The following is a 25,662-nucleotide window of genomic DNA, read 5'->3' on the forward strand; positions in this document are numbered from 1 at the left end:
CGGCAGTCGTCCCGACGCGGTCCAGCAGCAGTCACCCGTTCGGCGGTACTGTCGCTTCAGTAAGTGACTCGGCGGAGCCGTTACGTGGACGAGGAGTTGGCATGGCGCATCGCAAGGGACCGTACCTCTGCGGCCTGGACGCGGCCGTCGATGTCGTCGGCGGCAAGTGGAAGCCCCTGATCCTGTGGGCGCTGTACGCGGGCCGGACGCTCCGCTTCGGTGAGCTGCGGCGGCACGTGCCCGGCGTCAGCGAGAAGATGCTGATCCAGCAGCTCCGCGAGATGGAGGCCGACGGCATCGTGCACCGCGAGGTCTACCGCGAGGTGCCGCCCAAGGTCGAGTACTCCCTCACCGAGCTGGGCCAGACCCTGAACACGGCCCTCGCGCCCCTCGGCGCCTGGGGCGACCAGCACATGGAGCGGCTGGTGGAGCGGCACGCCGAGAAGACCGGCGGTGAGAGTGTTGCAAATTAGGGCAAATCGGCAACGTCCCGGCAGCGCCCCGCCAGTTGATTCCGCATCGTTATGTGAACTGGCTCGATTCCGCCCCGCCCCTACCGTAAGTTCAGACCAACGCTAATTCGCGTGAGCAAAGCTGCGCGAGCGGTGCCGCGCAGTGGAGGGGGCTGCGCGGCACCGCGCACTCCTCGAAGCCCGGCTTCTCCCCGGCTTCTCCCCGGTTCCTTCCGGGCCTCCGGCCACCCGGCTCCGCCGTCGCCCCGGCCCCCGCCCCGCCGCCGTCAAGCCCGCGCCCCTCGCCCGCGTCACCCTTCGGGAGTACCCGCGCCCGGCGACCGGATCCCGCCGGGAGGGCCGAAATCCGGTGGGAGAACAGGCTCAGCCAGTTGTCGGGCGATTTCGGAGCGTAGTTGTGGCACGCCGATGCACCCCGAACCACTTACGAAGGGTTATGGTGGAAACCCCCCCTCGGGCCGGTCCGTCTCCCCCCCCACGGACCGGCCCGTTTTTTGTGCCCGCGCCACGCCTCCCGGCGCCGGGGCAAGCGTGCCTCGTAGGAGCGCCGAGGGAAGCGTGCCCCGTAGGGGCGGGCCCGGGCCTCAGCCCCGGCCGGCCCAGATGTTCGTCCCCGGCGTGGACACCGCGAACGTGTCGATCTCCGCGAGCTCCGCATCCGTCAGCTTCGGGCCCGAGAGCGCCGCCACGTTCTCCTCCAGCTGCTTCACGCTGGAGGCCCCGATGAGCGCGGACGTCATGCGCTCGTCGCGCAGGACCCAGTTCAGCGCCAGTTGCGCGAGCGACTGGCCGCGCCGGGAGGCGATGTCGTTCAGGCCATTGAGGCGGCGTACGACCTCGTCGTTGAGCAGCTCCGGGTCCAGGGACTTGCCCTGGGTGGCGCGGGAGCCCTCGGGGATGCCCTTCAGGTACTTGTTCGTGAGCAGGCCCTGGGCGAGCGGCACGAAGGAGATGCAGCCCATGCCGGCCGCCTCCAGGGTGTCGAGCAGCCCGTCGTCCTCGGTCCAGCGGTTGATCATCGAGTACGACGGCTGGTGGATGAGGGGACGTACGCCCATCTCGCGCAGCAGCCGCGCCGCCTCCGCGGTCTGCTCGCTGTTGTACGAGGAGACACCGACGTACAGCGCCTTGCCCTGCTGGACGGCCGAGGCCAGCGCGCCCATCGTCTCTTCCAGCGGGGTGTCCGGGTCGAAGCGGTGCGAGTAGAAGATGTCGACGTAGTCGAGGCCCATGCGCTCCAGCGAGGCGTCGAGCGAGGACAGCAGGTACTTGCGGGAACCCCACTCGCCGTACGGGCCGGGGTTCATGAGGTAGCCCGCCTTGGTCGAGACGATCAGCTCGTCCCGGTAGGGGGCGAAGTCCTGGGCGAAGAGCTTGCCGAAGTTCAGCTCCGCGCTGCCGGGCGGCGGGCCGTAGTTGTTCGCCAGGTCGAAGTGGGTGACGCCCAGGTCGAAGGCGCGGCGCAGGATCGCGCGCTGGGAGTCCAGGGCGCGGTCGTCGCCGAAGTTGTGCCAGAGGCCGAGGGAGACGGCGGGCAGCTTCAGGCCGCTGCGACCGCTGCGCCGGTACTCCATGGAGTCGTAACGGTCCGCTGCCGCGCGGTATTCGGAGGTGTCGTTCATGAGGACGAAGCTACTTCAGGGAACCGGGACGTGGCCCGCATGCGTGTACTCACAAGGCCCGGGCCGGAAACGGAAGGCGGGCCGCACCCCGGATCGGGAGGCGTCCGCGCAGCGGTACGCTTTCGCCTTCGGGGACTGCCGTCTGTATGGAGGGGCTGACAAAGGTGAAGCTGCGCGACCTGGTGTACGGACTCTACGCACGCCGGGTGGAAGGCCGCCTCGACCACGACCAGGTGCCCAAGCACATCGGCGTCATCCTCGACGGCAACCGCCGCTGGGCGAAGGCCTCCGGCGGCACCACCGCCCAGGGCCACCAGGCGGGCGCGTACAAGATCGAGGAGTTCCTCGGCTGGTGCGCCGAGACGGACGTCGAGGTCGTCACGCTGTGGATGCTCTCCACGGACAACTTCGACCGCCCCGAGGAGGAGCTGGGCCCGCTCCTCGGCATCATCGAGGACACCGTCCGGAGCCTCGTCGACGACGGCCGCTGGCGCGTGCACCACGTCGGCGCCCTCGACCTGCTCCCGGCCCGCACCCAGGGCGTCCTGAAGGAGGCCGAGCAGGCCACCCACACCCGAAGCGGAATACTCGTCAACGTCGCCGTGGGCTACGGCGGCCGCCAGGAGATCGCCGACGCCGTCCGCTCCCTGCTGCTCGACCACGCCGAGCGCGGCACCTCCATCGAGGACATCGCCGAGAGCGTCGACGTCGAACAGATCTCCAAGCACCTCTACACGAGCGGCCAGCCCGACCCCGATCTGGTGATCCGGACGAGTGGAGAACAGCGTCTGTCGGGCTTCATGCTCTGGCAGTCCGCTCACTCCGAGTACTACTTCTGCGAAGTCTTCTGGCCGGCGTTCCGGAAGGTCGACTTCCTGCGTGCGCTGCGCGATTACGCCGCGCGCCACCGTCGTTACGGCGGATGACGCAAGCACCCCGATGAGGTCTCGGTAACCAGGAGTTAACCAACGCGCCGTCATATGCCATGGCATGGCTGCGCTTGTTCGAGGGAATACCACTTGCAGGTCGGCGTCCGATTCACGGACGCCGGATCTCAGCGGACGGCACGGGGCCGTCCGCCCGGGAGGCCCTTTGCACCAGGACGACCGCGCGCCGAGCGCGGACGACAGGGAGGGCCGGTGCTCGGCCCGCGCAGGGTGGCCAGTCACCGGCCCAGTTCCCTCCGTCGCTCCCCGACCTCATCCGAGGGGGTACGTCCTTCCGTGGTGACCAGCACAAAGCGCCAGCAAGGCCGGCGCACCTATGTTCTTGACACCAGCGTTCTGCTCGCCGACCCGAACGCCCTGTCCCGCTTCGACGAGCACGAAGTAGTGCTGCCGATCGTCGTCGTGACGGAGCTGGAGGCCAAGCGGCACCATCCCGAGCTCGGCTACTTCGCCCGGCAGGCGCTGCGCCTGCTCGACGACTGCCGGATCCGCTTCGGGCGCCTGGACGCGCCGATCCCGATCGGCGACCTGGGCGGCACGCTGCGCGTCGAGCTCAACCACTCCGACCCCGGCGTGCTCCCGGCGGGCTACCGCCTGGGCGACAACGACTCACGGATCCTCGCGGTGGCACGCAACCTCCAGGCGGAGGGGTACGAGGTCACGGTCGTCTCCAAGGACCTGCCGCTCAGAATCAAGGCATCGTCCGTCGGCCTCCTCGCCGAGGAGTACCGCGCGGAGCTCGCCATCACGGACGCCTCCGGCTGGACCGGGATGTCCGAGCTGACCCTCTCGGGGGAGCAGGTCGACCTTCTCTTCGAGACGGAGAGCCTGTACGTCCCCGAGGCCGCCGACCTGCCCGTGCACACGGGCCTGACCATCCAGTCCGAGCGGGGCAAGGCACTCGGCCGGGTCTCGCCCGAGGGCAACGTCCGTCTCGTACGCGGCGATCGCGAGGCCTTCGGCATCAAGGGCCGCAGCGCGGAGCAGCGCATCGCGCTCGACCTCCTGCTCGATCAGGACATCGGCATCATGTCGATGGGCGGCCGCGCGGGCACCGGCAAGTCGGCGCTCGCCCTCTGCGCGGGCCTGGAGGCCGTCCTGGAGCGCCGCCAGCACCAGAAGGTGATGGTGTTCCGGCCGCTGTACGCGGTGGGCGGGCAGGAGCTCGGCTATCTGCCGGGCACCGAGGCCGAGAAGATGGGGCCCTGGGCGCAGGCCGTCTTCGACACCCTCGGGTCCGTCGCGGGCAAGGAGGTCATCGAGGAGGTCTCGGCGCGCGGCATGCTGGAGGTGCTGCCGCTGACCCACATCCGGGGCCGCTCGCTGCACGACGCCTTCGTCATCGTGGACGAGGCCCAATCCCTGGAGCGGAACGTCCTCTTGACCGTTCTGTCCAGGATCGGGGCGAATTCACGTGTCGTACTGACCCATGACGTCGCCCAGCGCGACAACCTCCGGGTCGGCCGGTACGACGGAGTCGTGGCCGTCATCGAGAAACTGAAGGGGCATCCGCTCTTCGCGCATGTCACCCTCACCCGGTCCGAGAGGTCGCAGATCGCGGCACTTGTGACCGAAATGCTGGAGGATGTTCAGATCTGACACCGCCTGACGCATGCGGACCGAGAGGTCCGCTGGATCTGGGGCATCTGTCCAAGTTCGGTTCCCCTATGGGGTAGTTGGCGCCGCCCGGCGAAGCGAGTGAGCCTAGCCGGGCGGCGTCTTGATGTGCGGGTGTTTCCGCAAAACTCCTGGGGCAAACGGGGTGTGAGCTTTCACACGCAACGCGGAATTGCCTCGCGGCGTCTCGCTACGGCAGAGTCTGGGTCCTGTCAGGCCCCGCATACGGCACTCCTGTACCCCCAGCGGTACGGAACAACAGAACTTCATAGTGGTAGCCGTATGCCGCCCGAGCACCAAGCGGCGCTCCTGTCCCAGGAGTTGTCCACCGGGCCCGCGCCTCCCGTGACCGATGTACCCAGCGGAGGCCAGCGCCAGGGGCACGATTGCGTCCGCGGGGTCACCTATGCGGGCGATGCTGGAAGGAAACCGTGTGAGCCGGATCTCGGTCCGGGGATTCGCGGTGGCTTCGGCCACTGCGGTCACCACCGTCGGCGCCGTCGTGGGAGTCGCCTCGGGCGACACCCAGTCCTCGAAGTCCAACGACCTCGAGACGACGGCAAGCGACGCGACTCTCCTCGCAGACATACCCGCGGGTCAGCACGCCCAGGTGCAGACCACCTCCGTGGCGCAGCAGGCCGACGCCCAGGCGATGGCCGCCGACACGGCCGCGAAGAAGTCCGCCGCCGAAGCCGCGCGCAAGCAGGCCGCCAAGGACGCCGTGGCCAAGCAGCAGGCGGCCGAGAAGGCGGAGAAGGCCGAGAAGGAAGCCGCCGCGAAGAAGGCCGCGGAGAAGAAGGAGCGTGAGAAGGCCGCCGAGTCCAAGGCGAGCCGCTCCTCCGGACGCGACGCCTCCAGCTTCGCGCCGCAGGGCTCCTACTCCGTCGCGCAGGTCCAGGCGATGGCCCGGCAGATGGTCCCGGCCGGTCAGTTCCAGTGCTTCAGCAACATCGTGAACCACGAGTCGACCTGGAACTACAAGGCCACCAACGCCTCCTCCGGCGCGTACGGCCTGGTCCAGGCGCTCCCCGGCTCCAAGATGTCCTCCGCGGGAGCCGACTGGCGCACCAACCCGGCCACCCAGATCAAGTGGGGCCTCAACTACATGAACGACCGCTACGGCAGCCCGTGCGGTGCCTGGGACTTCTGGCAGAACAACAACTGGTACTGAGGTGTGCGACCGGCGCTGACCAGCAGTGAACAGCGCCGAGATCGCTCTCAACCTTCAGGGACCCCTCACCGTCCTACGGTGAGGGGTCCCGCCCGTGTACGGTCGGTCCGGCAGTCCCCCGAGAGAAACCCGGGGGACTTGGTACGTGGTGGGGCAAGACGGGGGTAGAGGACGGATCATGGCGCGAGTTCCAGGGTGGCGCGGCCGCGTGGGCGGCGCGCTGACCAGGATGGGAGAACGCCTGGGCGGCTCCAAGGAGCAGTCGGCGGCGGGCGCGGGCGCGGCGGCGGATGAGTCCGGCGCCGGGGCGCGGGACGTACCGGCCGACGCGACGCCGGTCGGCGTGGCCGCGGGTGTCGGTTCTTCCTCCGGCGCGGGTGCCGACTCCGCCTCCGGCGCGGGTGCCGCCGCCGTGCGCGCCTCCGGCAGCGCACCGGCCAACGGTGTCACCGCCGACGGCGCCCACGGGAAGCTGTCGCTGCGCAAGCGGTACGCGGACCGGGTGCGGGCCGCCGCTGCCGCCGAGGACGAGCTGGACCGCCTCGACGGGCTGTCCGACGACGACACGTCGGGTGAGACCGGCGCGGGCGGGTCCGGCTCCGCCGAGCAGGTCCCCGCGCCGCCCGCCTACGCGCCCGACATAGGGGCGCGGCCCGACCCCGTCGCCGCCGTGCCCTGGGGCGTGCGGGTCGCCGCCGAGGCCGGCTGGCGGCTGCTCGTCCTCGCCGGGACCGTCTGGGTCCTGATGAAGGTCATCAGCGCCGTCCAGCTCGTCGTGTTCGCGTTCGTCGCCGCGCTGCTCATCACCGCGCTGCTCCAGCCCACCGTGGCCCGCCTCAAGCGGCTCGGGCTGCCGCGGGGGCTCGCCACCGTGTGCACCGCCGTGCTCGGCTTCGTGGTCATGGGGCTCGTCGGCTGGTTCGTGGTCTGGCAGGTCATGGAGAACGTGGACACGCTCTCCAGCCAAGTCCAGGACGGCATCGAGGACTTGCGGAAGTGGCTGCTCAACAGCCCCTTCCATGTCACCGAGGACCAGATCAACGACATCGCCAAGTCCCTGCGCGAGGCGGTCGGGGCCAACTCCGAGGAGATCACCTCCGCCGGGCTCGAGGGCGTCACCGTCATCGTCGAGGCGATGACCGGGATCCTCCTCGCCATGTTCTCCACGCTCTTCCTGCTGTACGACGGGCCGCGCATCTGGAAGTGGTTCCTGAAGCTGGTGCCCGCCGCTGCCCGGCCGGGGGTCGCGGGCGCGGGGCCGCGGGCGTGGCGGACGCTCACCGCGTATGTGCGGGGCACGGTGATAGTGGCTCTCATCGACGCCGTGTTCATCGGCGTCGGCATCTACTTCCTCGGCGTGCCCATGGCCGTGCCGCTGGCCGTCTTCATCTTCCTGTTCGCGTTCATCCCGCTCGTGGGCGCTGTGGTGTCCGGGGCGCTCGCCGTGGTCGTCGCGCTTGTCACGCAGGGCGTGTTCACGGCGGTGATGGCGCTGATCGTGGTGCTCGCCGTGCAGCAGATCGAGGGCCACATTCTGCAGCCGTTCATCCTGGGGCGTGCTGTGGCCGTGCATCCGCTGGCCGTGGTGCTCTCCGTGGCCGCCGGGGGGATGGTCGCCGGGATCGGTGGGGCTGTGGTGGCGGTGCCGTTGGTCGCTGTGACGAATACGGTCGTCGGCTACCTCCGTGCGTACGCTCGCGAGGCCGCGCTCAAGCAGGCCCCCCAGCCCCGTGGCGCCACAGCCTCCGAACTGGCCCCCACCCCCACGAAACCGGACGCTTGAGCGGTCGGGCCGGGGGCCTTGTGCGGGGCCGGGGGCCTTGTGTGGGGTCGGGTGCCTTGTGCGGGGCGGGGTGCCCTGTGTGTGCGGGCGGTGGTCCCGTGCGGGTGGGACGGGCCTCCGCCGATCGCGCTGCGCGCTCGTCCTCAAGCGCCGGACGGGCTGATTTCCCCGCCCGCCCACCCCAACTCGCCCGGAGGGCGCATCGCCGGACGGCCCGGGTTTACTGGGTGTCCCGTGCGGGTGGGACGGGCCTCCGCCGATCGGCGCTCCGCGCCTCGTCCTCAAGCGCCGGACGGGCTGGTGGTGCCCGTCGGAGAACAGTCCCCGCTCGCAGAGCGAAACCCACTCGTCGCCCCTCTCGCCCGGAGGGCCAACCGCCGCCCGCCCAGGCCCCCGCCCGGAGGGCGAACCATTGCCCACCCCCCGGCCCGGAGGGCTAACCGCTTCCCACCCACCCCCGCCCGGTAATGACGCCCCACCCACCCCCCGCCCGGAGGGCGAGAAGGGTGGGTGGGTGGGGGAAAGCCTGTCCGGCGATTGAGGACGAGGTGTGGGGCGCCGGTTGGGGGTGAGGGACGCGTAGGGCCCCGCTCGATGTGAGCGGGGCCCTACGTGTGTGTACGGGAGGTGGTGGCGGGTCAGCCGGCCAGGTGGGTCTCGGAGTCCAGGGTGACGCCGACCGCCTGGAGGACGGCGGCGATCTTGACGGCTTCCTGGATGGTCTCGCGGTCGACGCCGGCCTTGCGGAGCACCTGCTCGTGCGAGTCGAGGCACTGCCCACAGCCGTTGATCGCGGACACCGCGAGGGACCAGAGCTCGAAGTCGACCTTCTCCACGCCCGGGTTGCCGATGACGTTCATCCGCAGACCGGCGCGCAGCGTGCCGTACTCCGGGTCGGAGAGCAGGTGCCGCGTGCGGTAGAAGACGTTGTTCATCGCCATGACGGCGGCAGCCGACTTGGCGGCGGTGTACGCCTCGGGGGAGAGGTTCGCCTTCGCCTCGGGCTCCAGCTCACGCAGCACGCGCGGCGAGCGCGAGGCGATCGCGCAGGCGAGCACGGTGCCCCAGAGCTGCTGCTGCGGCAGGTCGCTGTTGCCGATGACCGAGCCCAGGTTCAGGCGCAGGTCCTTGGCGTAGTCCGGTACGGCGGACTTGAGTTCGTCGAGAGCCATGAGATCAGCGCTCCGTCACTCGCCGGAGAGCAGCGCGACCGGGTCCAGGGTCTCGTCGCCCTTGCTCCAGTTGCACGGGCAGAGCTCGTCCGTCTGGAGGGCGTCGAGGACCCGCAGGACCTCCTTGGGGTTACGGCCGACGGAACCGGCGGTCACCATCGTGAACTGGATCTCGTTGTTCTGGTCCACGATGAAGACGGCGCGCTGCGCGAAGCCGTCCTCGCCCTCGATGCCGAGGTCGCGCATGAGCTCGTGCTTGGAGTCGGCCAGCATCGGGAAGGGCAGGTCGGTCAGGTCCGGGTGGTCCTTGCGCCAGGCGTGGTGCACGAACTCGGAGTCGCCGGAGAAGCCGAGGACCTGGGCGTCACGGTCGGCGAACTCGTCGTTCAGCTTGCCGAAGGCGGCGATCTCGGTCGGGCACACGAAGGTGAAGTCCTTGGGCCACGCGAAGACGATCTTCCACTTGCCTTCGTAGGTCTTGTGGTTGATCTGCTCGAACTCCTTGCCCGCCTCCAGCGAGACACAGGCAGTCAGGTCGAACTCGGGGAACTTGTCACCGACAGTGAGCACGCGCTCTCCTTGCAGCGTAGGAGCCCGGTAAGGGGCTCCAGGGGGTTGGACTGCTGTCGATCGTGGCACAGAGTGCATTGATTAGGGAAATAGCTACACTCGGTCGTGTTGATCGGAGGTAGTTATCAGTGCGAGCCATAAATAGGGGCAAGCAACCCAGCCTGGCGCAGCTGCGCGCGTTCGCGGCCGTGGCCGAGCATCTGCACTTCAGGGACGCGGCGGCAGCAATCGGGATGAGTCAGCCCGCGCTGTCCGGCGCGGTGTCCGCCCTGGAGGAGGCACTGGGTGTCCAGCTCCTGGAGCGCACCACCCGCAAGGTGCTGCTGTCCCCGGCGGGGGAGCGGCTCGCGGTGCGCGCCAAGGCGGTGCTCGACGAGGTCGAGGCGCTGATGGAGGAGGCGGACGCGGTGAAGGCGCCGTTCACCGGCGCGCTGCGGCTCGGGGTGATCCCGACGGTGGCGCCGTACCTGCTGCCGACGGTGCTCGCCCTCGTCCACGAGAAGTACCCGGACCTGGACCTCCAGGTCCACGAGGAGCAGACGTCCTCGTTGCTGGAGGGCCTCGCGGCGGGCCGCCTCGACCTGCTCCTGCTCGCCGTACCCCTCGGCGTACCGGGCATCACCGAACTCCCCCTCTTCGACGAGGACTTCGTCCTGGTCACACCGCTGGACCACTGGCTGGGCGGCCGCGAGGGCATTCCGCGCGAGGCGCTGCGCGAGCTGAACCTGCTGCTGCTCGACGAGGGCCACTGCCTTCGGGACCAGGCCCTGGACATCTGCCGCGAGGCGGGCCGTGGCGACGCCCCCGTCACCACGACCGCCGCCGGGCTCTCCACGCTCGTCCAACTCGTCGCGGGCGGCCTCGGCGTGACCCTGCTGCCGCGCACGGCGGTCCGCGTGGAGACGAGCCGCAGCAGCCAACTCCTGACGGGCTACTTCGCCGACCCGGCCCCGACGCGAAGGGTGGCCCTCGCGATGCGCACGGGCGCGGCGCGATCGGCGGAGTACGAGGAGCTGGCGGACGCCTTGAGGGAGGCACTGCGGCCGCTGCCGGTACGGCTGTTGTGAAGAGCGCCCCCGGGGGGCGCTCTTCACGGGCGGGCCGACAGCCGGGGGCACTCCGGGGACAAGGTTCACGGGCGGGCGGGTGCGAGCAGCCGCCGCGCCGCGGCCATCACTCCGTGCGGAGCCCATCCGGCCGCATCATCCGCCACAGCGCCGGCAGACTCAGCAGCGTCACCACCGCGACCAGCGCCGCACCCGCCGCGCACAGCGGCAGGAACACCAGCCAGTCGGTGACGGACTTGTCCACCATCCGGCACATCACGGCCCCGAGGGCCAGGCCGCCGGTGATGGCGAGGCCGAGGCCGAGCACCACCGGGATGGCCGTCTGCCACAGCACCGACCAGGCCATCGACGAGCGCCGGGTGCCGAAGGCGGTCAGGGCCGCCAGGAGCCGCTTGCGCTCGCGCAGTTGCTCGAGGGTGGAGACGAGCATGGACGCGGCGATCAGCAGCATGGTGGCGATCGCGCCCGCCTGGAGCCCCTTCTGCACCGAGGCGTACTGCTTGTCGCGCTCGATCATGCGGATCGTGTACACGCGGATCAGCGGATCGATCTGCGTGGCCGCGTTGCGTACGTACTCCTCGGCGTCCGTGACCTTGGGGTCGATCTGCACCAGGGCCTGGGTGCTCGCGCCCGACAGCTTCGCCACGTCGATCGCGCCGGGCGTCACGAAGATGCCGTTGTAGCGGTCGCCCACCGGGTCGGGGCGCGAGGTGATCGTGCGGGTCGACTTCGGCAGCGTCCAGGGGACGTGCTTCCCGCGCGGTTCGCTCGCGTAGTCGCCCCAGCTCTCGCTGTTGAGGTCCAGCTTCTTGCCGGGCCGTGCCGTCTGGTCCACCCACTGGTCGAGTTCGCGGTCCCCGTTGTGCACGACGAAGGTGTCGCCGTCCTTGCAGGAGCTGACCCGCGCAAGCTCGCGCAGGGTCGCGCAGGTGCCGACGGACAGCTCCGTGGTGGGCCGCATGTCGTCGGCGTTCTTCAGCTTGCCCGGCTTGACCACGTACGACGAGACCTGGCCGATGACGCCCTTGACGCCCTTCGCGGCGCGGAAGTCGTCGATCATCCGCTGGGCGAGGGGACCGCTGGCCTCCGGCGAGCTGACGTTGAGCTGGGCGCGCCGCGGGTCCTGGTCGGTGGTGGTGTTGAAGTCGTCGTGCATGGACGCGAACAGCATCTGCAGGGCGACCGCGCCCGCCACCGCGACCGTGATGCCGCTGACCGCGCGGGCCGCCGTGCCGCTGCTCAACTGCAGCCGCCGGGTGGCGAGCTGCCAGGGCACGGGCCCGCCGCGCAGCCGGGCCACGGCCGCCTCGACCAGCCAGGGCATCAGCGTCGCGAGGCCCACCAGGACGAGGGTGGCGCCCAGGGCGATGGAGTACACCTGCACGTCCTCGCCGGCGCTGCGGGTCACCTGGTCCTGGTTGAGCAGGATCACCAGCCCGGCGACGGGCAGCAGCAGCCGCCACCACAGCCTCCGCTTGCGTGCCGTCGTGCTGCGTACGACACCGAGGGGCTCGATGGCGACGGCGCGCAGCGAGACCAGCGTGACGAGCACGGACGAGACCGGCACGGCCACCGCGATCAGCGCGGCGAGCCCGGGCAGCGGCACCATGTCGGAGGGGAACGCGCTGACCTTCCAGATGTCGACGACGCCCACCAACTGCCGTACGCCAAGGAAGAACACGGCACCGAGCGCGAGACCGAGCAGCGCCCCGAAGAGCGCCTCGCCCGCCGCGATCCGGCGCACCGCGCGCCGGTCCGCGCCGACCAGCCGCAGCGCCGCGAGGCGCTGGTCGCGCCGCTCGCCGCCGAAGCGCACCGCGGTGCCGATGAAGATGAGCACCGGGGTGAGAAGGACGACGCAGATCAGGACGACGAGCACGACCAGGAGCGGGTCGAGCGGCTCGGCCGGGTTCTTGTAGCCGAACTCCTTGACCCGGTGGGCGCCCTGCGCCTTGGTGAGGGTGTCGGAACCCGTGTAGTAGTACAGCTCCTTGGGGCTCATCAGGCCCGCTTCACCGATGGTGCCCGTGACGCGGTAGTCCTTGAAGCGCTCCTTGAGGAGCTTGCCCTCGGAGCTGTTCATCAGGTCGCGCAGGGCGGGCGAGACCAGCATCTCGCCGCCCTTCGGCAGCTCGCTCACGCCGGGCGGGAGCACCGGGTCGCGGCCGTCGGCGCGCACCGAGCGGCCGCCGATCTCGGAGTCGCGGAAGTCGGTGCCCGCGTCGACGATCAGGATCGTCGACTCGGTGCGTTCGATCGTCTTGGCGGCCATGGTGTCGGCGGGATGGCGTGCCGTCGCGCGGGCGTCGCGGTTGGCGAGCAGGTCCGGCACGGAGGCGGCGCCGAGCAGCAGCGCGACACCCAGGCCCACGCCGACGGCGGTGAGTACGGTGCGCACCCAGCCCTCCCGGCCGCCGCCGACCGCGAAGCGGATGCCCATGACGAGGTCGCGGAGCCAGGCGCGGGCGCCGGTGGGTCCGGTGGGCCGGTCCGTGGCGACGGGCGGCGCCACCGGCTTCGTACGGGTCGTGCTCATACCAGGCGCTCCATGTCCCGGGACTTGCCGTCGCGCACGACGACCTCGCGGTCGGAGTAGGCGGCGACCCGGGTCTCGTGGGTGACGAGGACGACGGCCGCGTTGGTGGAGCGGGCGGCGTCGGTGAGCAGTTCCATCACGCGCTCGCCGTTGAGGGAGTCGAGTGCGCCGGTGGGCTCGTCGGCGAACAGCACGCGCGGGTTGGTGACGAGGGAGCGGGCCACGGCGACGCGCTGGCCCTGGCCGCCGGAGGCCTGACCGGGACGCTTGTCGCGTACGTCGTCGACCTCCAGGCGCTCCATCCAGGACAGGGCGGTCCGCTCGGCGTCGCGGCGCTTGGCGCCGTTGAGCCGGAGCGGCAGCGCCACGTTCTCCAGGCACGTCAGCTCCGGGACGAGCTGTCCGAACTGGAACACGAACCCGAACTCGCTGCGGCGCAGCGCGCTGAGCGCGGTGTCGCTCATCCCGGCCAGGCTCTGGCCGTTGTACGTGATCTGGCCCGCGTCCGGCCGCACGATCCCCGCGAGGCAGTGCAGCAGCGTGGACTTGCCGGAGCCGGAGGGGCCCATCACGGCGACGATCTCGCCGGGGTGGATGGAGAATTCGGCGCCGTCGAGCGCGGTCGTCGGACCGTACGTCTTGCGCAGTCCGTCGGCGGTGAGCAGGGAACCCGCGGGAGTCATCCGGGGAGCACCTCCTTGGCGAGCTTGCCCAGTCGGGCGGAGGTGAGCTCCAGCCAGCGCAGGTCGGCTTCGAGATGGAACAGGGCGTGGTCGCAGATGAGCTGATCGGCGAGATCGCCCTTCCGCTTGCGGTCGGTGAGGATCCGCATCAGGCGCAGATGCTCCGCGCGCTGGGTGTCGAGGATGTCGGCGGCGTCGCGGTGGGTGAGCAGCGCGAGGACGACCTTGGTGTAGAGCGTCGACTGGAGGTACGGCTCGGGCTTCTCCGGCGTCGCGAGCCACCGCTGGACATCGGTGATGCCAGCCTCGGTGATGGCGTACCGCTTCCGCTCGGGACCGCCGCCCGCCTCCACCCCGTCGACCTCGACGAGGCCGTTCTTCAGGAGCCGGGACATGGTCGAGTAGACCTGGCCGTAGTGCAGCGGCTTGTCGTGCCCGAACTTCTCGTCGAAGGCGCGCTTGAGGTCGTAGCCGTGGCGGGGCCCTGATTCGAGGAGCCCGAGGAGGGTGTGACCGATGGACATGCGGAGCACTATACACAGCACGTATACGTGGTGTGTATACGCGCAGTGTCTAGGTCGGCGGGCGACTGTGTGTTCGGCTCGCGGGCAACCGTCGGTGGCCCTGGTGAGTCGATTTGGGTGGGACAGCACTGGTTCCCCTGTGCCGGGTGCTGATTGTCACGTCCGGAAAAGGCCGGATCGTGGGGCGTTTGTCCACTGGCGCGGTGTTAGCTTCATGAGCTGACCTGAGGTGTCGGTGGAACCCGGCGCCAGGAACCCGAGCACGACGCAGACACGCAGTACGCGGTACGAAGACGACGAGACGAAGCGGAGCGCCACAGTCATGGGCCGAGCGGAAGAGCGAAAAGCGCGGCAGCGCGGTGCGCGCCGAGCAGCGCGCCCCCGCCCGTCCGGCGGCGCCCCCGCCACCGGCAGTCCCTCCGTCGGCGGCCCCGCCGGGAACGGACCGGCCGGCGCCGACCCCGTCGGCGAGGACACCTCCCGCGAGGGCATATCCGGCCCGGACGAGTCCGGTGAGGGCGGCGGCCGCCGCGCCGCCCGCCGCGCCCGCCCGGCCAAGCCCAAGAAGACCGGCATCCGCCGCTTCTTCACCTGGAAGAAGCTCCTCGGCGCGTTCTTCTCCTTCATCCTGCTGCTGATGCTCGGCTTCGTCGTGCTGTACCTGGTCGTGGACATCCCCAAGGGCAACGCCGCCGCGCGGCTGCAGAGCAACGTCTACAAGTACAGCGACGGCTCGCTCCTCGCCCGCGACGGCGACGGGGACGTGAACCGCGAGATCATCGACCTGGACAAGATCCCGAAGCCGGTGCAGCGCACGTTCGTCGCCGCCGAGAACAAGTCCTTCTACAAGGACTCGGGCGTCGACCTGAAGGGCACCGCCCGAGGTGTCCTGAACACGCTGGCCGGCAAGGGCAAGCAGGGCGGCTCGACGATCACCCAGCAGTACGTGAAGAACTACTACCTCACGCAGGACCAGACCGTCTCGCGCAAGCTCAAGGAACTGGTCATCTCGCTGAAGGTCGACCGCGAGAAGAGCAAGGACGACATCCTCGCGGGCTATCTCAACACCGTGTACTACGGCCGCGGCGCCTACGGCATCCAGGCCGCCGCCCAGGCCTACTACGGCGTCGACGCCGAGAAGCTGAACGTCGCCCAGGGCGCCTACCTCGCCGCGCTCCTGCAGGCCCCCAGCTCCTACGACTGGGCGACGGCCACGCCCACCGGCAAGAAGCTGGTCAGGGAGCGCTGGGACTACGTACTGAACAACATGGTCGAGCAGGGCTGGCTCGACTCCGCCGAGCGCGACCGCCTGACGTTCCCCAAGCCGCACGAGCCGAAGCCCGACCCCGAGATGAAGGGGCAGACCGGCTATCTGGTCCGGGCCGCCAACGAGGCCATCGAGGCGCAGCTCGTCAAGGAGGGCTACACCAAGTCCGAGGCGGAGGCGCAGCTCAAGGCGGGCGGCTACACCATCACGCTCAACATCGACCCCAAGAAGCAGCGCCAGCTGGAGAAGGCGGTCGACAACAAGCTCAACGACCATCTGGAGCCGGGCAAGAGCAAGGCCGACGCGCGCGTGCAGGCCGGTGCGGTGTCCGTCGACCCGAAGACCGGCGGGATCGTCGCGATGTACGGCGGCCGGGACTATCTGAAGCACTTCACGAACAACGCCACCCGCGCCGACTACCAGCCCGCCTCCACCTTCAAGCCGCTGATCCTCGCCGCCGCCCTGGAGCAGGGCGCCCAGACGCAGGACGGCAAGCCGATCACGGCGGACACCATCTACAGCGGCCGCAGCAAGCGCCCCGTCAAGGGCAGCGACATCGGCTTCGCGCCGCCCAACGAGGACGGCCGCTCCTACGGCCCCGTCACGGTCCAGACGGCGATGAACAAGTCCGTCAACTCCGTGTTCGCGCAGATGGGCGTGGACGTGGACATGGACAAGGTCCTGGAGACCGCGGGCAAGCTCGGCATGGACGTCAAGGGCCTGCCCGCCGTGCCCGCGCAGACCCTCGGCTCGATGGGCGCGAGCCCGCTGGAGATGGCGGGCGTGTACGCGACGCTCGACAACCACGGCAAGAAGGTCACGCCGCAGCTCGTGAAGTCGGTCGAGCACAAGGACCGCTCCGTCGACCTGCCGGACGCGATCGGCGACGAGGTCATCAGCCGCGGCGCCGCGGACTCCGTCACGTCCGTCCTGACCGGCGTGGTCGACGACGGCACGGCGCGGGCCTCGGTGCGCGACGCGAGCAACCGCAAGGGCCAGTCGGTCGCGGGCAAGACCGGTACGTCCGACGACAACAAGTCGGCCTGGTTCGTGGGCTACACGCCGAAGCTGGTCACCTCCGTCGGCCTGTTCGGCGAGCAGCCCAAGGACGACGGCAAGTTCAAGCGCGGCCAGCAGGTGTCCATGCGGGGCGCGGGCGGCAAGCCCCGCGTCGACGGCGGCAGCTTCCCCGCCGAGGTCTGGGCGGCGTACACGTTCAACGCGACGGGCTCGCGCACCAAGTTCAACCTGAAGACGGACATGGGCTCCGGCGTCGAGGCGCCGCCCGAGCCGACGACGCAGGCCCCGCGCACCCCGACGGCGCCGCCCACCGAGACGGACGACGAGGACAAGGACAAGCCGACGACCCAGCCGCCGTCGACGAAGCCCCCGTCGACCAAGCCGCCGACGACCCCGTCGACGAAGCCGCCCACGACCCCGACGACGCCGACGAACCCGCCGACGACTCCGACGACGCCACCACCGACGTGGGGCATCCCGGACGACCCGGACGACAGGGCGGACCGCTCGGACCGGGCCGACTGACCGCGCGGACCGCCCGGGCAGGGGTGCCTGCCCGGGCGGTACCGGGGTGACCGGACGGGCGGTTACGCCCCGCCGCCGTTGACCTTCGCCGCGACCTTGTCGCCCAGCTCCTTGTCCACGTTGCGCCAGTACGCGAACGCCCGGTCGAGGACGGGCCGGGAGACGCCGTCGAGGAGGTGGCCGCTGATGTTCGACACGAGCCGCTCGCGCTGCGCGTCGTCGAGCACCTGCCGCACCTGCGTGCCCGCCTGACCGAAGTCGTCGTCCTCGCGGTGCGCCTTGTACGCCTCGCGGACCATCTCGCCCGCCGTCCGCCAGCCCGCCGGGTCCACGGACTCCTGGACGGGGGCGGCAGGGCCGCCGTAGGAGTTGGGCGCGTACGGCCGTGCCACGTCGGCCGCCTCGTACCGCATCGGGCCGTCCTTCGCGTACGAGGCGACGGCCGTGTGCGGGCGGTTCGGCGGCAGCTGGGCGTAGTTGGGGCCGATGCGGTAGCGGTGTGTGTCGGGGTACGAGAACAGCCGTCCGAGCAGCATCTTGTCCGGGGACGGGCCGATGCCGGGCACCATGCTCGAGGGCTCGAACGCGGCCTGCTCGATGTGGATGTGGAAGTCCTCGGGGTTCTTGTCGAGGCGCATCCGGCCGACCTCGATCAGCGGGTAGTCGCCGTGCGGCCACACCTTCGTCAGGTCGAACGGGTTGAAGCGGTAGTCCGGGGCGTCCTCGAACGGCATGATCTGGACCTTGAGCGTCCAGCTCGGGTGCTCGCCCCGCGCGATCGACTCGAACAGGTCCCGCCGGTGCGCGTCCCCGTCCGTCCCGGCGAGTTCGTCGGCCTCGGCCTGGGTGAGGAAGTCGATGCCCTGGTCGGTCTTGAAGTGGTACTTCACCCAGAACTTCTCGCCGCCGCCGTTGATCCACATATACGTGTGCGAGGAGTAGCCGTTCATGTGGCGGTACGTCTTCGGGATGCCGCGGTCGCCCATCAGCCACGTCACCATGTGCGCGGACTCGGGGGACAGCGTCCAGAAGTCCCACTGCATGTCGTGGTCGCGCAGACCGCTGGCGGGGGTGCGCTTCTGGGAGCGGATGAAGTCCTGGAACTTGATCGGGTCCCGGACGAAGAAGATCGGCGTGTTGTTGCCCACCAGGTCGTAATTGCCGTGCTCGGTGTAGAACTTCAGCGCGAAGCCGCGGGGGTCGCGCCAGGTGTCGGGCGAACCCTGCTCACCCGCGACGGTCGAGAAGCGCGCCAGCATCTCGGTGCGCCTGCCGGGCTGGAAGAGATCGGCCTTGGTGAACTGGCTGACGTCATTGGTGACCTCGAAGGTCCCGTACGCCCCTGATCCCTTGGCGTGCACCACCCGCTCGGGGACCCGTTCCCGGTTGAACTGGGCCATCTTCTCGATGAGGTAGTGGTCCTGGAGCAGGATCGGTCCTTCGGACCCCACGGTCAGCGAGTGTTCGTCGCTCTCCACCGGGATCCCGGCGTTGTTCGTCGTGTACGTCATGAGCGTCCTCCCATCGGACGAGGCTCGGGCACACAGGCCAGTGAACTCCGCCGACTGGGTGTCGGCAACATTTGGACGGGGTCCAATTCCGGTCCGGCTCCGGTTCAAGTCCGGCCGGGGGTCGGCCAGGGGTCGTCCGCGCCCCCGGACGACCCCCTCAGCCGTTCTGGTTCAGCTCGAACCAGACCACCTTTCCCGTGCTCAGCCGCGTGGCACCCCAGCGCCGCGCCAGCCTGTTGACCAGGTAGAGCCCGCGTCCGCCCTCGTCCGTCGCACGGGCCTGGCGCAGCCGCGGGAGCTGCGGCACGTCGTCGCCGACCTCGCAGCGCAGCACGTCCGTGCGAAGGAGACGCAGCGTGATCGGCCGCGTGGCGTACCGCACGGCGTTCGTGACGACCTCGCTGACGAGCAGTTCCACGGCGTCGTTCAGCTCGGTCAGACCCCAGCGCTCCAGGGCGCTGCGGGCCAGCCTGCGGGCGCGCGACGGGGTGGCGTCCTCCGGTTCCAGGAACCAGTACGCCACGTCGCTCGGCGCGATCCCGTCGAAGCGGGCGGCGAGCAGGGCGATGTCGTCGTCGCGGTCGCCGGGGCCGAGCATGTCGAGGACCTCGTCGCACAGGGCTTCCAGCGGCGGCGGGTGGTCCGGGCCGGTGAGCTGGGCGGTCGCGGCGAGCCGCTCGCGCAGCTGCTCTATGCCCGTCCAGACGTCACGGAGGCGGGACTCGACCAGACCGTCCGTGTACAGGAGCAGCGTGGCGCCCGCGGGCGCGTCCAGCTCGACGGCCTCGAAGTCGACGCCGCCCACGCCGATGGGCGCGCCCGGCGGTACGCGCAGGACCTCGGCGCGGCCGCCCAGGTGCAGCAGGACGGGCGGCGGGTGGCCCGCGTTGGCGATGGTGATGCGGTGCGATACGGGGTCGTACACCGCGTACAGGCAGGTCGCCATGCGGTCGGAGCCGAGGCGCTGGGCCTGCTCGTCGAGGTGGTGCAGGACCTCCTGGGGCGGCAGGTCGAGACCGGCGAGGGTCTGCGCGGTCGTCCGGAGCTGGCCCATGATCGCGGCGGACGTCATGGAGTGCCCCATCACGTCACCGACGACCAGGGCGACGCGGCTGCCGGGCAGCGGGATCGCGTCGTACCAGTCGCCGCCGACGCGGGCGGTCTCGGCGGCCGGGAGGTAGCGCGAGGCCAGGCGCACGCCGGTGGCGCGCGGCAGGGTCTCGGGGAGCATCGTGCGCTGCAGCTCGTCGGCGATGTACGCCTCGCGGCCGTACAGGACGGCCTTGTCGATGCCGAGGGCGCTGTGCGTGGCGAGCTGGGCGGCGACCAGGAGGTCGTCGGCCTCGAACGGGTGCCGGTCCGGGCGGCGCAGGAAGACCGCCGCGCCGATGACCCGACGCCGCCCCCGCAGCGGCGCCAGGATCGCGCGCTGTCCGCCGGGCACCGTGCGCCCCTCGCCGAGCAGCTCGGGCAGCGCGCCGAACGCCGTCGCGGCGTCCGCGAACACCGGCCGCACCCCGCGCAGGACCTCGGCGAGCGCGCTGCCCACGCGGACCTCGCACAGCTCGGCGGCCGACGACAGGTCGGACTGGACCTGGAGGGCGGGCAGCGTGCCGCCGTCGGTGTCCTGGTCCTCCGGGATCCGGTCGGTGCGGCGCAGCCGGAGCAGCAGCGGTCCCGTGGGGCGCTCGTCGCCCACCGGCAGCGGATCGCGCAGATAGACGAGGATCGCGTCCGAGAACGTCGGCACCGTGGCCCGGCACAGGCCCATCACGATCTCGTCGAGGTCGATGCCGCGGGCGATGCGCCGGGTGGCGGCGCCCACGAACCGCAGCCGGTCCCCGTCGCGCCGCATCGCAGCCGGACCCGGCGGGCGCGGGCGACCAGAGCGGCGCTCGGCGCCACCGGGGGCGCCCGGCACGTCACTCACGCCGGGGAGGACCGCCGGGCCCTCGGTGCCCGGCCTGGCCGCGTCGGGGCCTGGGTGCGGCTGGGTCGGTACGCCCTCGGGGGCCGGGCGCGGGCGGTGGCTGCCGGGGCCTTCCGTGGCGGGCGTGGACGACTGGGCGTGCTCGCTGCCCGTGCCCGCGTCCTGTTCACCCGTGCGTGCCTGCGCGGGCAGGGCGTTCACGCCCCCGGAGCCGAACGTTTCCGTCTCCGGGGCACGCAGCAGCGCCCCGCGGGGATCCGCGGGGGCGGTCGGCCGGGCAACTGGTGCCTTGCGGCCCTCGTAGGGGCTGAGGTGCTCCGTCACGCGTTTCGAATCCGTCCGTCCGGGGCTGCGCGCCGCGCGCGCCGTCCAAGCGTTGCTCAGCCGCGTCGGCAGTGCAGGAATAACTGGTGCTCGGGTGGTGCATCGATCCTCGCCGGGGCGTACGAGTACGACTCCTCGTGGGCGATGTCGAAGCCGGCGTCCCGCACGACCTGCCGCAGTTCGTCCCGCAGGTAACCGGATACCCGGATTGTGTGCCCCAGGAACGGAATTGCCGCGTCGTCAAGGTCGGCCTCGACCATGGACAGTCCCAGCAGACCGCCGGGCCTGAGCAGGGACCGCAGCAGTCGAAGAGCCGACGGTATCTCCTTCCGGGGCAGCATCAACAGCGCGAAGAAACAGGCAATTCCGTCGAACTGCCCCACAGTGCCCGGCCCTTCACCCGAGGGGCGCAGATCCGCCAGATCCACCCGTCGGAACTCGGCCATCGGCGGCGGCACGTTCGCCCGGGCCAGCTCCAGCATGCCCGCCGACAGGTCGACGCCGAGCACCGAGTGGCCCGCCTCGGCCAGTTGCCGGGTCGTCGGCAGGCCCGTGCCGCAGCCCACATCCAGGATCCGGGAGCCCGCGGGCAGTTCCTCGGCGAGGCGGCGGCCCGCCGCGAGTTGCCCCGCCTTGTGCGGGAACGCGACGTCGTAGGCCGAGCCGATGGCGTCGAACGCCTCGGCCTGGCCCGTGCGGTCGTGGCCGCCAGGCGCGCGGTATGCCTCGCTCACGTTCAGCCGCTCCTTGATGACATCCTGTCAGGCGCTCTGGGGGCACGAGGAGTTGTTGCTGTGCGCCCTTGCGGAGGACGATCCTACGTTTGAACCACGGGGGCGCATCAAGGGTCTCATGAGGACACGTGCGCGGGCGTACGGTCCCAGTCCTGGGGGAGGGCGGGAATCCGCCAGGACGGGTCCGGGCGCCAGCTCGGCCAGTCGTCCCCGAAAGGGGGTCCCCAGGCGCGGATGACGTCCACGGCCGCGTGACCCGCCTCCCGTACGGCCGCCGCCTTCCGCTCCGTCATCAGGCCCGCCCGCTGGGCCTGGGCGAACTCGTCCTCGTCGTGCCAGCGCCAACTTCCGTCCGGGTGTACGGAGATGTCCAGGAAGTGGTCCTCGGAGTCCACGCCACCGTGCCAGCGGGTCCGTGGCTCCTCCAGGTTCACGTACCAGTTCTTGAACCGCCAGCCCGGCTCCCAGAACAGCCACACCGACCACGGCTCGTCCGGCCGCGCCAGCTTCAGCACGCCCGTCCCCGACCAGTGGTCCCTGCGGGTCGTCCTCGGCTTCGTGTACCGCGTGGCCAGCGGTTCCCTGTGCACCGGCGTCCCGTCCTCCAGCACCGGCTTCACGCACTCCGTGCCCGGGGCCATCCAGACGGCCAGCAGGTCGTCCTCGTCCCGCACGACGGTGACGGGCCGACAGATGTGGAACCCCTCACCGGCGTTCTCCCGATACCGCCACAGAACCTGCGCCCCCGGCTCCCACCGAGCCGCCCTCACCGCGCCGTCGTCGTCTGTCATGAACAGATATTAGGGTCTGCGGCCCTGTTCCCTGCCGGGGGCTCCCCAACCCCGCCCCTTCCCGAACCCGGGGCTCCGCCCCGGACCCCGTATCGGCGCTTCGCGCCTCGTCCTCAAACGCCGGACGGGCTAGATCAGGTGCTGCTGTTGTATTTCAGCCCCTCCGGCGTTTGAGGAGCTGGGTCCGGGGCGGAGCCCCGGGTTCGGGAAAGGGGTGGGACTGGGGCGCCCCGCGCAGGCCTACGGCCGCGTCATCCGCAGGACGTCCAGTGCGGCGTCGAGCTGTGCGAGCGTCAGGTCGCCCCGGTCGACGTACCCCGCGTCGAGGACGACCTCGCGGATGGTCCGGCGCTCCGCCAGGGCCCGCTTGGCGACCTTCGCCGCCTCCTCGTACCCGATGTACTTGTTGAGCGGCGTCACGACGGAGGGCGAGGACTCGGCGTACTCACGGGCCCGCTCGCGATGGGCGACGATCCCGTCGACCGTCCGGTCGGCGAGCAGCCGCGCCGCGTTGGCGAGCAACCGCACGGATTCCAGGACGTTCTTGGCGATGACGGGCAGCATGACGTTGAGCTCGAAGTTCCCGGACGCCCCGGCGACGGCGACGGTGGTGTCGTTGCCGGTGACCTGCGCGGCGACCATGAGGACGGCCTCGGGAATGACGGGGTTCACCTTGCCGGGCATGATCGAGGACCCGGGCTGCAGATCGGGGAGGCTGATCTCGGCGAGCCCGGTCCGCGGCCCGGAGGCCATCCACCGCAGATCGTTGGAGATCTTGGTGAGGCCGACGGCGATGGTCCGCAGCTGCCCGGAGGTCTCGACGACCCCGTCGCGCGCCCCCTGCGCCTCGAAGTGATCGCGCGCCTCGGTCAGCGGCAGCCCGGTGGCCCGGGCGACCTCGGCGATGACGGCGGCGGAGAACCCGGGCGGGGTGTTGATGCCGGTGCCCACGGCGGTCCCGCCGAGCGGCAGTTCGGCGAGCCGCGGCAGCGAGGCCCGCAGCCGCTCGACCCCGTACCGCACCTGCGCCGCATACCCCCCGAACTCCTGCCCGAGGGTGACGGGCGTGGCGTCCATCAGATGCGTACGCCCGGACTTGACGACGTCGGCGAACTCCTCGGCCTTGCGCGACAGGGCGGCGGCGAGGTGGTCGAGGGCGGGGACCAGATCGCCGGTGACGGCGGCGGTGGCCGCGATGTGGAGGGAGGAGGGGAAGACGTCGTTGGAGGACTGCGAGGCGTTGACGTGGTCGTTGGGGTGGACGTCCCGGCCGAGCCGCTCGGTGGCGAGGGTGGCGATGACCTCGTTGGTGTTCATGTTGGACGAGGTACCGGAGCCGGTCTGGAACACGTCGACGGGGAAGTGCGCGTCCCAGCGTCCCTCGGCGACCTCACGCGCGGCGGACACGATGGCGTCGGCGATGTCCTGGTCGAGCACGCCGAGCTCGGCGTTGACCTTCGCGGCGGCCGCCTTGATCTCGGCGAGGGCCGCGATGTGGGCGCGCTCCAGGCGCTGCCCGGAGATGGGGAAGTTCTCCACGGCGCGCTGGGTCTGGGCCCGCCACTTGGCGTCGGCCGGCACCCGCACCTCGCCCATGGAGTCGTGTTCGACGCGGTATCCGCCCTGGTCAACGCCATTGTCTCGGCCCTGCTCGCCGCTGTCGCCGCCGCTCATGTCCGCTGGTCCTTCCGTGCTGCCGGGTACGCAACTGCCTCAAAAAGTTGAGCACTTGTCTTGTTCGGAGTATTCCCAAGCCCCCTACCCACCAGTAAAAACCGTGGGTAACACCAAACCGGGGAGGCGCAATGAAGCGCGTTCAACGCGTCAGACGTGCCGGCGCGAGCCGACTGCGCGGCACACTCACGGCGGCCGCTGCCGTCACGGTCCTGATCGGCGGGGCCGCCACGGCCGTCCCGGCCCGGGCGGCGGACCCGAAGGGCCCCGCCACCGCGGCGACGCCCCTGCCGCCGGAGCTGGAGAAGATCCGCGCCGCCGAGGCCACCAAGCTGTACGGCGACCCCGCCGAGCGCCCGCTCGCCGACCGCAAGACCGGCCTGATCTCCCTCGGCGACAGCGAGATCAGCGGCGAGGGCGTCGGGACGTACGAGCCGGGCACCAACGGCCCCGACAACTGGTGCCACCGCTCGCCGGACGCCGCCATCCACCGCACCGGCATCCCCGCCGACGTCACGTACAACGTGGCCTGCTCGGGCGCGCAGACCGCCAACATCAGGATCGGCGGCCAGAAGCAGTACGCGGACGAGCTGGTGCAGAGCGACAACCTCGCCGTCAAGGCCCGCAACACCCGGATCAAGACGATCCTGCTCGTCATCGGCGCCAACGACGACCTGCAGTTCTCGCCGGTCATGACCGACTGCGTGACCCGCTATCTCACCCTCCAGGGCCCGTGCGCGCCCAAGTACAAGGACGGCTGGCAGGCCCGCGTCGACGCGCTGGTGCCCAAGGTCGAGCAGTCCGTACGCGATCTGCGCACCGTCATGGACCAGGCGGGCTACGCGGGCGACGACTACAAGCTCGTCGTCATGGGCTACCCGAGCCCGATCGGCCCCGACTTCCGCGACAACCCGAAGTTCCCCGGCAAGCTGGCCTGCGGCGGCCTCGGGTACGACTCCGACACCGAGTGGGGCCGCAACGAGGCCGTGCCCGCCTTCGAACGCGGCATGCGCAGGGCAGCGAAGAACTCCGGCGCCCTCTACCTCGACAACTCCCGGCTCTTCCACGGCCACGAGGTCTGCATGGAGGACACCTGGGCCCGCGGCCTGTACGTGGACCTGACCAACCCGTTCCCGCCGGACTCCAACTCGGTGCGCCAGTCCTTCCACCCCAACGCCCGCGGCCACGGCGCCTTCGCCTCCTGCCTCACCCAGCTCCACAACTCCGGCTGGCGCGAGGGCAGCTGCGCCGACCCGGCGTCCACGGGCAGCCCGAAGCTGTACGAGGGCGGCTGGGACGACGCGTACAAGCCCCTCACGAACGAGGCCACGAAGACCTGCGTGGACGCGGACGCCTCAAGCAGCCGCAACGGCACCAAGGTCCAGGGCTGGGACTGCACCGGCAACCGCAACCAGACCTGGTGGTACGACTCCGGCCAGCGCTCCCTGCACACCGGGCTGACGCAGGACCGCTGCCTGGACGTCCCCGAGGGTGCCTACAAGGAGGGCACAGCCGTCACCCTGTGGAACTGCCACGGAGGCAGCAACCAGAAGTTCATCCGTGACGCAGGCACCCTGCGCCCCACCGCGAACACCACCCTGTGCCTGACCCTCGCGGGCCCCAAGGAGCCCCTGCGCCTCCAGAAGTGCACAGGCACACCGAACCAGAAGTTCGCGTAGCGAACAAAGCCCGTCCGGTGTTTGAGGACGAGGCGCGAAGCG

The 25,662-nt window shown here is 70.7% G+C and carries 19 protein-coding genes; 8 read left to right on the top strand and 11 right to left on the bottom strand.

All coding sequences use genetic code 11. The features are described 5' to 3' along the window. Positions 1 to 101 precede the first annotated feature (101 nt). Positions 102 to 473: a winged helix-turn-helix transcriptional regulator gene (locus ACZ6AA_RS03255; RefSeq protein WP_471456007.1), complete on the top strand. Its 372-nt coding sequence runs from the start codon at positions 102 to 104 to the stop codon at positions 471 to 473. 584 nt (positions 474 to 1,057) lie between these two features. Here ACZ6AA_RS03255 and mgrA read toward each other — a convergent pair. Next, complete coding sequence (gene mgrA, locus ACZ6AA_RS03260) at positions 1,058 to 2,095, bottom strand: L-glyceraldehyde 3-phosphate reductase (protein WP_468451314.1); 1,038 nt, start codon at positions 2,093 to 2,095, stop codon at positions 1,058 to 1,060. Positions 2,096 to 2,259: 164 nt separating this feature from the next. On the opposite strand from mgrA, the gene ACZ6AA_RS03265 reads away from it, so the two are divergent. From ACZ6AA_RS03265 to ACZ6AA_RS03280, 4 genes are all read left to right on the top strand, one after another. Continuing rightward, on the top strand, positions 2,260 to 3,021 hold the full coding sequence (locus tag ACZ6AA_RS03265) for an isoprenyl transferase (RefSeq protein ID WP_468451732.1): 762 nt from the start codon (positions 2,260 to 2,262) through the stop codon (positions 3,019 to 3,021). Positions 3,022 to 3,318: 297 nt separating this feature from the next. Then, positions 3,319 to 4,641, top strand: coding sequence for a PhoH family protein (locus tag ACZ6AA_RS03270; RefSeq protein ID WP_468451316.1), 1,323 nt, complete (start codon positions 3,319 to 3,321; stop codon positions 4,639 to 4,641). 451 nt (positions 4,642 to 5,092) lie between these two features. After that, positions 5,093 to 5,830, top strand: coding sequence for an aggregation-promoting factor C-terminal-like domain-containing protein (locus ACZ6AA_RS03275; protein WP_468451318.1), 738 nt, complete (start codon positions 5,093 to 5,095; stop codon positions 5,828 to 5,830). 178 nt (positions 5,831 to 6,008) lie between these two features. Continuing rightward, positions 6,009 to 7,613 (top strand): AI-2E family transporter, encoded by a 1,605-nt coding sequence (locus ACZ6AA_RS03280; protein WP_471456010.1) that lies wholly within the window; start codon positions 6,009 to 6,011, stop codon positions 7,611 to 7,613. A 638-nt stretch (positions 7,614 to 8,251) separates the two neighbouring features. Here the strand turns inward: ACZ6AA_RS03280 and ACZ6AA_RS03285 are convergent. Then, a complete protein-coding gene (locus ACZ6AA_RS03285; RefSeq protein WP_468451322.1) occupies positions 8,252 to 8,785 on the bottom strand; it encodes an alkyl hydroperoxide reductase in 534 nt (177 codons plus the stop codon). Positions 8,786 to 8,800: 15 nt separating this feature from the next. Continuing rightward, the gene (locus tag ACZ6AA_RS03290; RefSeq protein ID WP_030358042.1) at positions 8,801 to 9,355 is read right to left on the bottom strand and encodes a peroxiredoxin; all 555 of its coding nucleotides are present in this window, start codon (positions 9,353 to 9,355) and stop codon (positions 8,801 to 8,803) included. A gap of 128 nt (positions 9,356 to 9,483) precedes the next feature. Between ACZ6AA_RS03290 and ACZ6AA_RS03295 the strand changes: the two genes are divergently transcribed. Further along, positions 9,484 to 10,422, top strand: coding sequence for a LysR substrate-binding domain-containing protein (locus ACZ6AA_RS03295; protein ID WP_468451324.1), 939 nt, complete (start codon positions 9,484 to 9,486; stop codon positions 10,420 to 10,422). Between the two features lie 106 nt (positions 10,423 to 10,528). Here ACZ6AA_RS03295 and ACZ6AA_RS03300 read toward each other — a convergent pair whose 3' ends face one another. Genes ACZ6AA_RS03300 through ACZ6AA_RS03310 form a run of 3 tightly spaced genes read right to left on the bottom strand, consistent with a single transcriptional unit; the run spans position 10,529 to position 14,165 of the window. Then, positions 10,529 to 12,958, bottom strand: coding sequence for an ABC transporter permease (locus ACZ6AA_RS03300; protein ID WP_468451326.1), 2,430 nt, complete (start codon positions 12,956 to 12,958; stop codon positions 10,529 to 10,531). Continuing rightward, entirely contained in the window at positions 12,955 to 13,641 is a 687-nt protein-coding gene (locus tag ACZ6AA_RS03305; protein WP_471456012.1) for an ABC transporter ATP-binding protein, read from the bottom strand. The genes ACZ6AA_RS03300 and ACZ6AA_RS03305 overlap by 4 nt, the downstream gene beginning before the upstream one ends. Next, positions 13,638 to 14,165, bottom strand: coding sequence for a PadR family transcriptional regulator (locus ACZ6AA_RS03310; protein ID WP_381483542.1), 528 nt, complete (start codon positions 14,163 to 14,165; stop codon positions 13,638 to 13,640). The genes ACZ6AA_RS03305 and ACZ6AA_RS03310 overlap by 4 nt, the downstream gene beginning before the upstream one ends. Positions 14,166 to 14,487: 322 nt before the next feature. On the opposite strand from ACZ6AA_RS03310, the gene ACZ6AA_RS03315 reads away from it, so the two are divergent. Continuing rightward, positions 14,488 to 16,977, top strand: coding sequence for a transglycosylase domain-containing protein (locus ACZ6AA_RS03315; protein WP_468451331.1), 2,490 nt, complete (start codon positions 14,488 to 14,490; stop codon positions 16,975 to 16,977). A gap of 62 nt (positions 16,978 to 17,039) precedes the next feature. On the opposite strand, the gene ACZ6AA_RS03320 is transcribed toward ACZ6AA_RS03315, so the two are convergent. From ACZ6AA_RS03320 to ACZ6AA_RS03340, 5 genes are all read right to left on the bottom strand, one after another. Next, positions 17,040 to 18,488, bottom strand: a complete 1,449-nt coding sequence (locus tag ACZ6AA_RS03320) for a catalase (RefSeq protein ID WP_468451333.1) — start codon at positions 18,486 to 18,488, stop codon at positions 17,040 to 17,042. Between the two features lie 157 nt (positions 18,489 to 18,645). Then, positions 18,646 to 20,742, bottom strand: a complete 2,097-nt coding sequence (locus ACZ6AA_RS03325; protein ID WP_468451335.1) for an ATP-binding SpoIIE family protein phosphatase — start codon at positions 20,740 to 20,742, stop codon at positions 18,646 to 18,648. Positions 20,743 to 20,798: 56 nt separating this feature from the next. Next, positions 20,799 to 21,476: a class I SAM-dependent methyltransferase gene (locus tag ACZ6AA_RS03330; RefSeq protein WP_468451337.1), complete on the bottom strand. Its 678-nt coding sequence runs from the start codon at positions 21,474 to 21,476 to the stop codon at positions 20,799 to 20,801. A gap of 116 nt (positions 21,477 to 21,592) precedes the next feature. Beyond that, a complete protein-coding gene (fomD, locus tag ACZ6AA_RS03335) occupies positions 21,593 to 22,267 on the bottom strand; it encodes a cytidylyl-2-hydroxypropylphosphonate hydrolase (RefSeq protein ID WP_468451339.1) in 675 nt (224 codons plus the stop codon). A gap of 240 nt (positions 22,268 to 22,507) precedes the next feature. Continuing rightward, positions 22,508 to 23,941 (bottom strand): class II fumarate hydratase, encoded by a 1,434-nt coding sequence (locus tag ACZ6AA_RS03340; RefSeq protein WP_468451341.1) that lies wholly within the window; start codon positions 23,939 to 23,941, stop codon positions 22,508 to 22,510. 131 nt (positions 23,942 to 24,072) lie between these two features. Here ACZ6AA_RS03340 and ACZ6AA_RS03345 point away from each other — a divergent pair, with 131 nt between their 5' ends. Then, complete coding sequence (locus ACZ6AA_RS03345; protein ID WP_471456015.1) at positions 24,073 to 25,620, top strand: ricin-type beta-trefoil lectin domain protein; 1,548 nt, start codon at positions 24,073 to 24,075, stop codon at positions 25,618 to 25,620. The last annotated feature ends 42 nt before the right edge of the window (positions 25,621 to 25,662 follow it).

Source organism: Streptomyces sp. NPDC040610, from assembly GCF_055594065.1.

Excerpts from the sequence above, each read along its gene's own strand:
- ACZ6AA_RS03280 (WP_471456010.1), top strand. The coding sequence starts at position 6,009 with ATGGCGCGAGTTCCAGGGTGGCGCGGCCGCGTGGGCGGCGCGCTGACC.
- ACZ6AA_RS03255 (WP_471456007.1), top strand. The coding sequence starts at position 102 with ATGGCGCATCGCAAGGGACCGTACCTCTGCGGCCTGGACGCGGCCGTC.
- fomD (WP_468451339.1), bottom strand. The coding sequence starts at position 22,267 with ATGACAGACGACGACGGCGCGGTGAGGGCGGCTCGGTGGGAGCCGGGG.
- ACZ6AA_RS03285 (WP_468451322.1), bottom strand. The coding sequence starts at position 8,785 with ATGGCTCTCGACGAACTCAAGTCCGCCGTACCGGACTACGCCAAGGAC.
- ACZ6AA_RS03315 (WP_468451331.1), top strand. The coding sequence starts at position 14,488 with ATGGGCCGAGCGGAAGAGCGAAAAGCGCGGCAGCGCGGTGCGCGCCGA.
- ACZ6AA_RS03300 (WP_468451326.1), bottom strand. The coding sequence starts at position 12,958 with ATGAGCACGACCCGTACGAAGCCGGTGGCGCCGCCCGTCGCCACGGAC.
- ACZ6AA_RS03310 (WP_381483542.1), bottom strand. The coding sequence starts at position 14,165 with ATGTCCATCGGTCACACCCTCCTCGGGCTCCTCGAATCAGGGCCCCGC.
- ACZ6AA_RS03340 (WP_468451341.1), bottom strand. The coding sequence starts at position 23,941 with ATGAGCGGCGGCGACAGCGGCGAGCAGGGCCGAGACAATGGCGTTGAC.
- mgrA (WP_468451314.1), bottom strand. The coding sequence starts at position 2,095 with ATGAACGACACCTCCGAATACCGCGCGGCAGCGGACCGTTACGACTCC.
- ACZ6AA_RS03305 (WP_471456012.1), bottom strand. The coding sequence starts at position 13,641 with ATGACTCCCGCGGGTTCCCTGCTCACCGCCGACGGACTGCGCAAGACG.
- ACZ6AA_RS03320 (WP_468451333.1), bottom strand. The coding sequence starts at position 18,488 with ATGACGTACACGACGAACAACGCCGGGATCCCGGTGGAGAGCGACGAA.
- ACZ6AA_RS03345 (WP_471456015.1), top strand. The coding sequence starts at position 24,073 with ATGAAGCGCGTTCAACGCGTCAGACGTGCCGGCGCGAGCCGACTGCGC.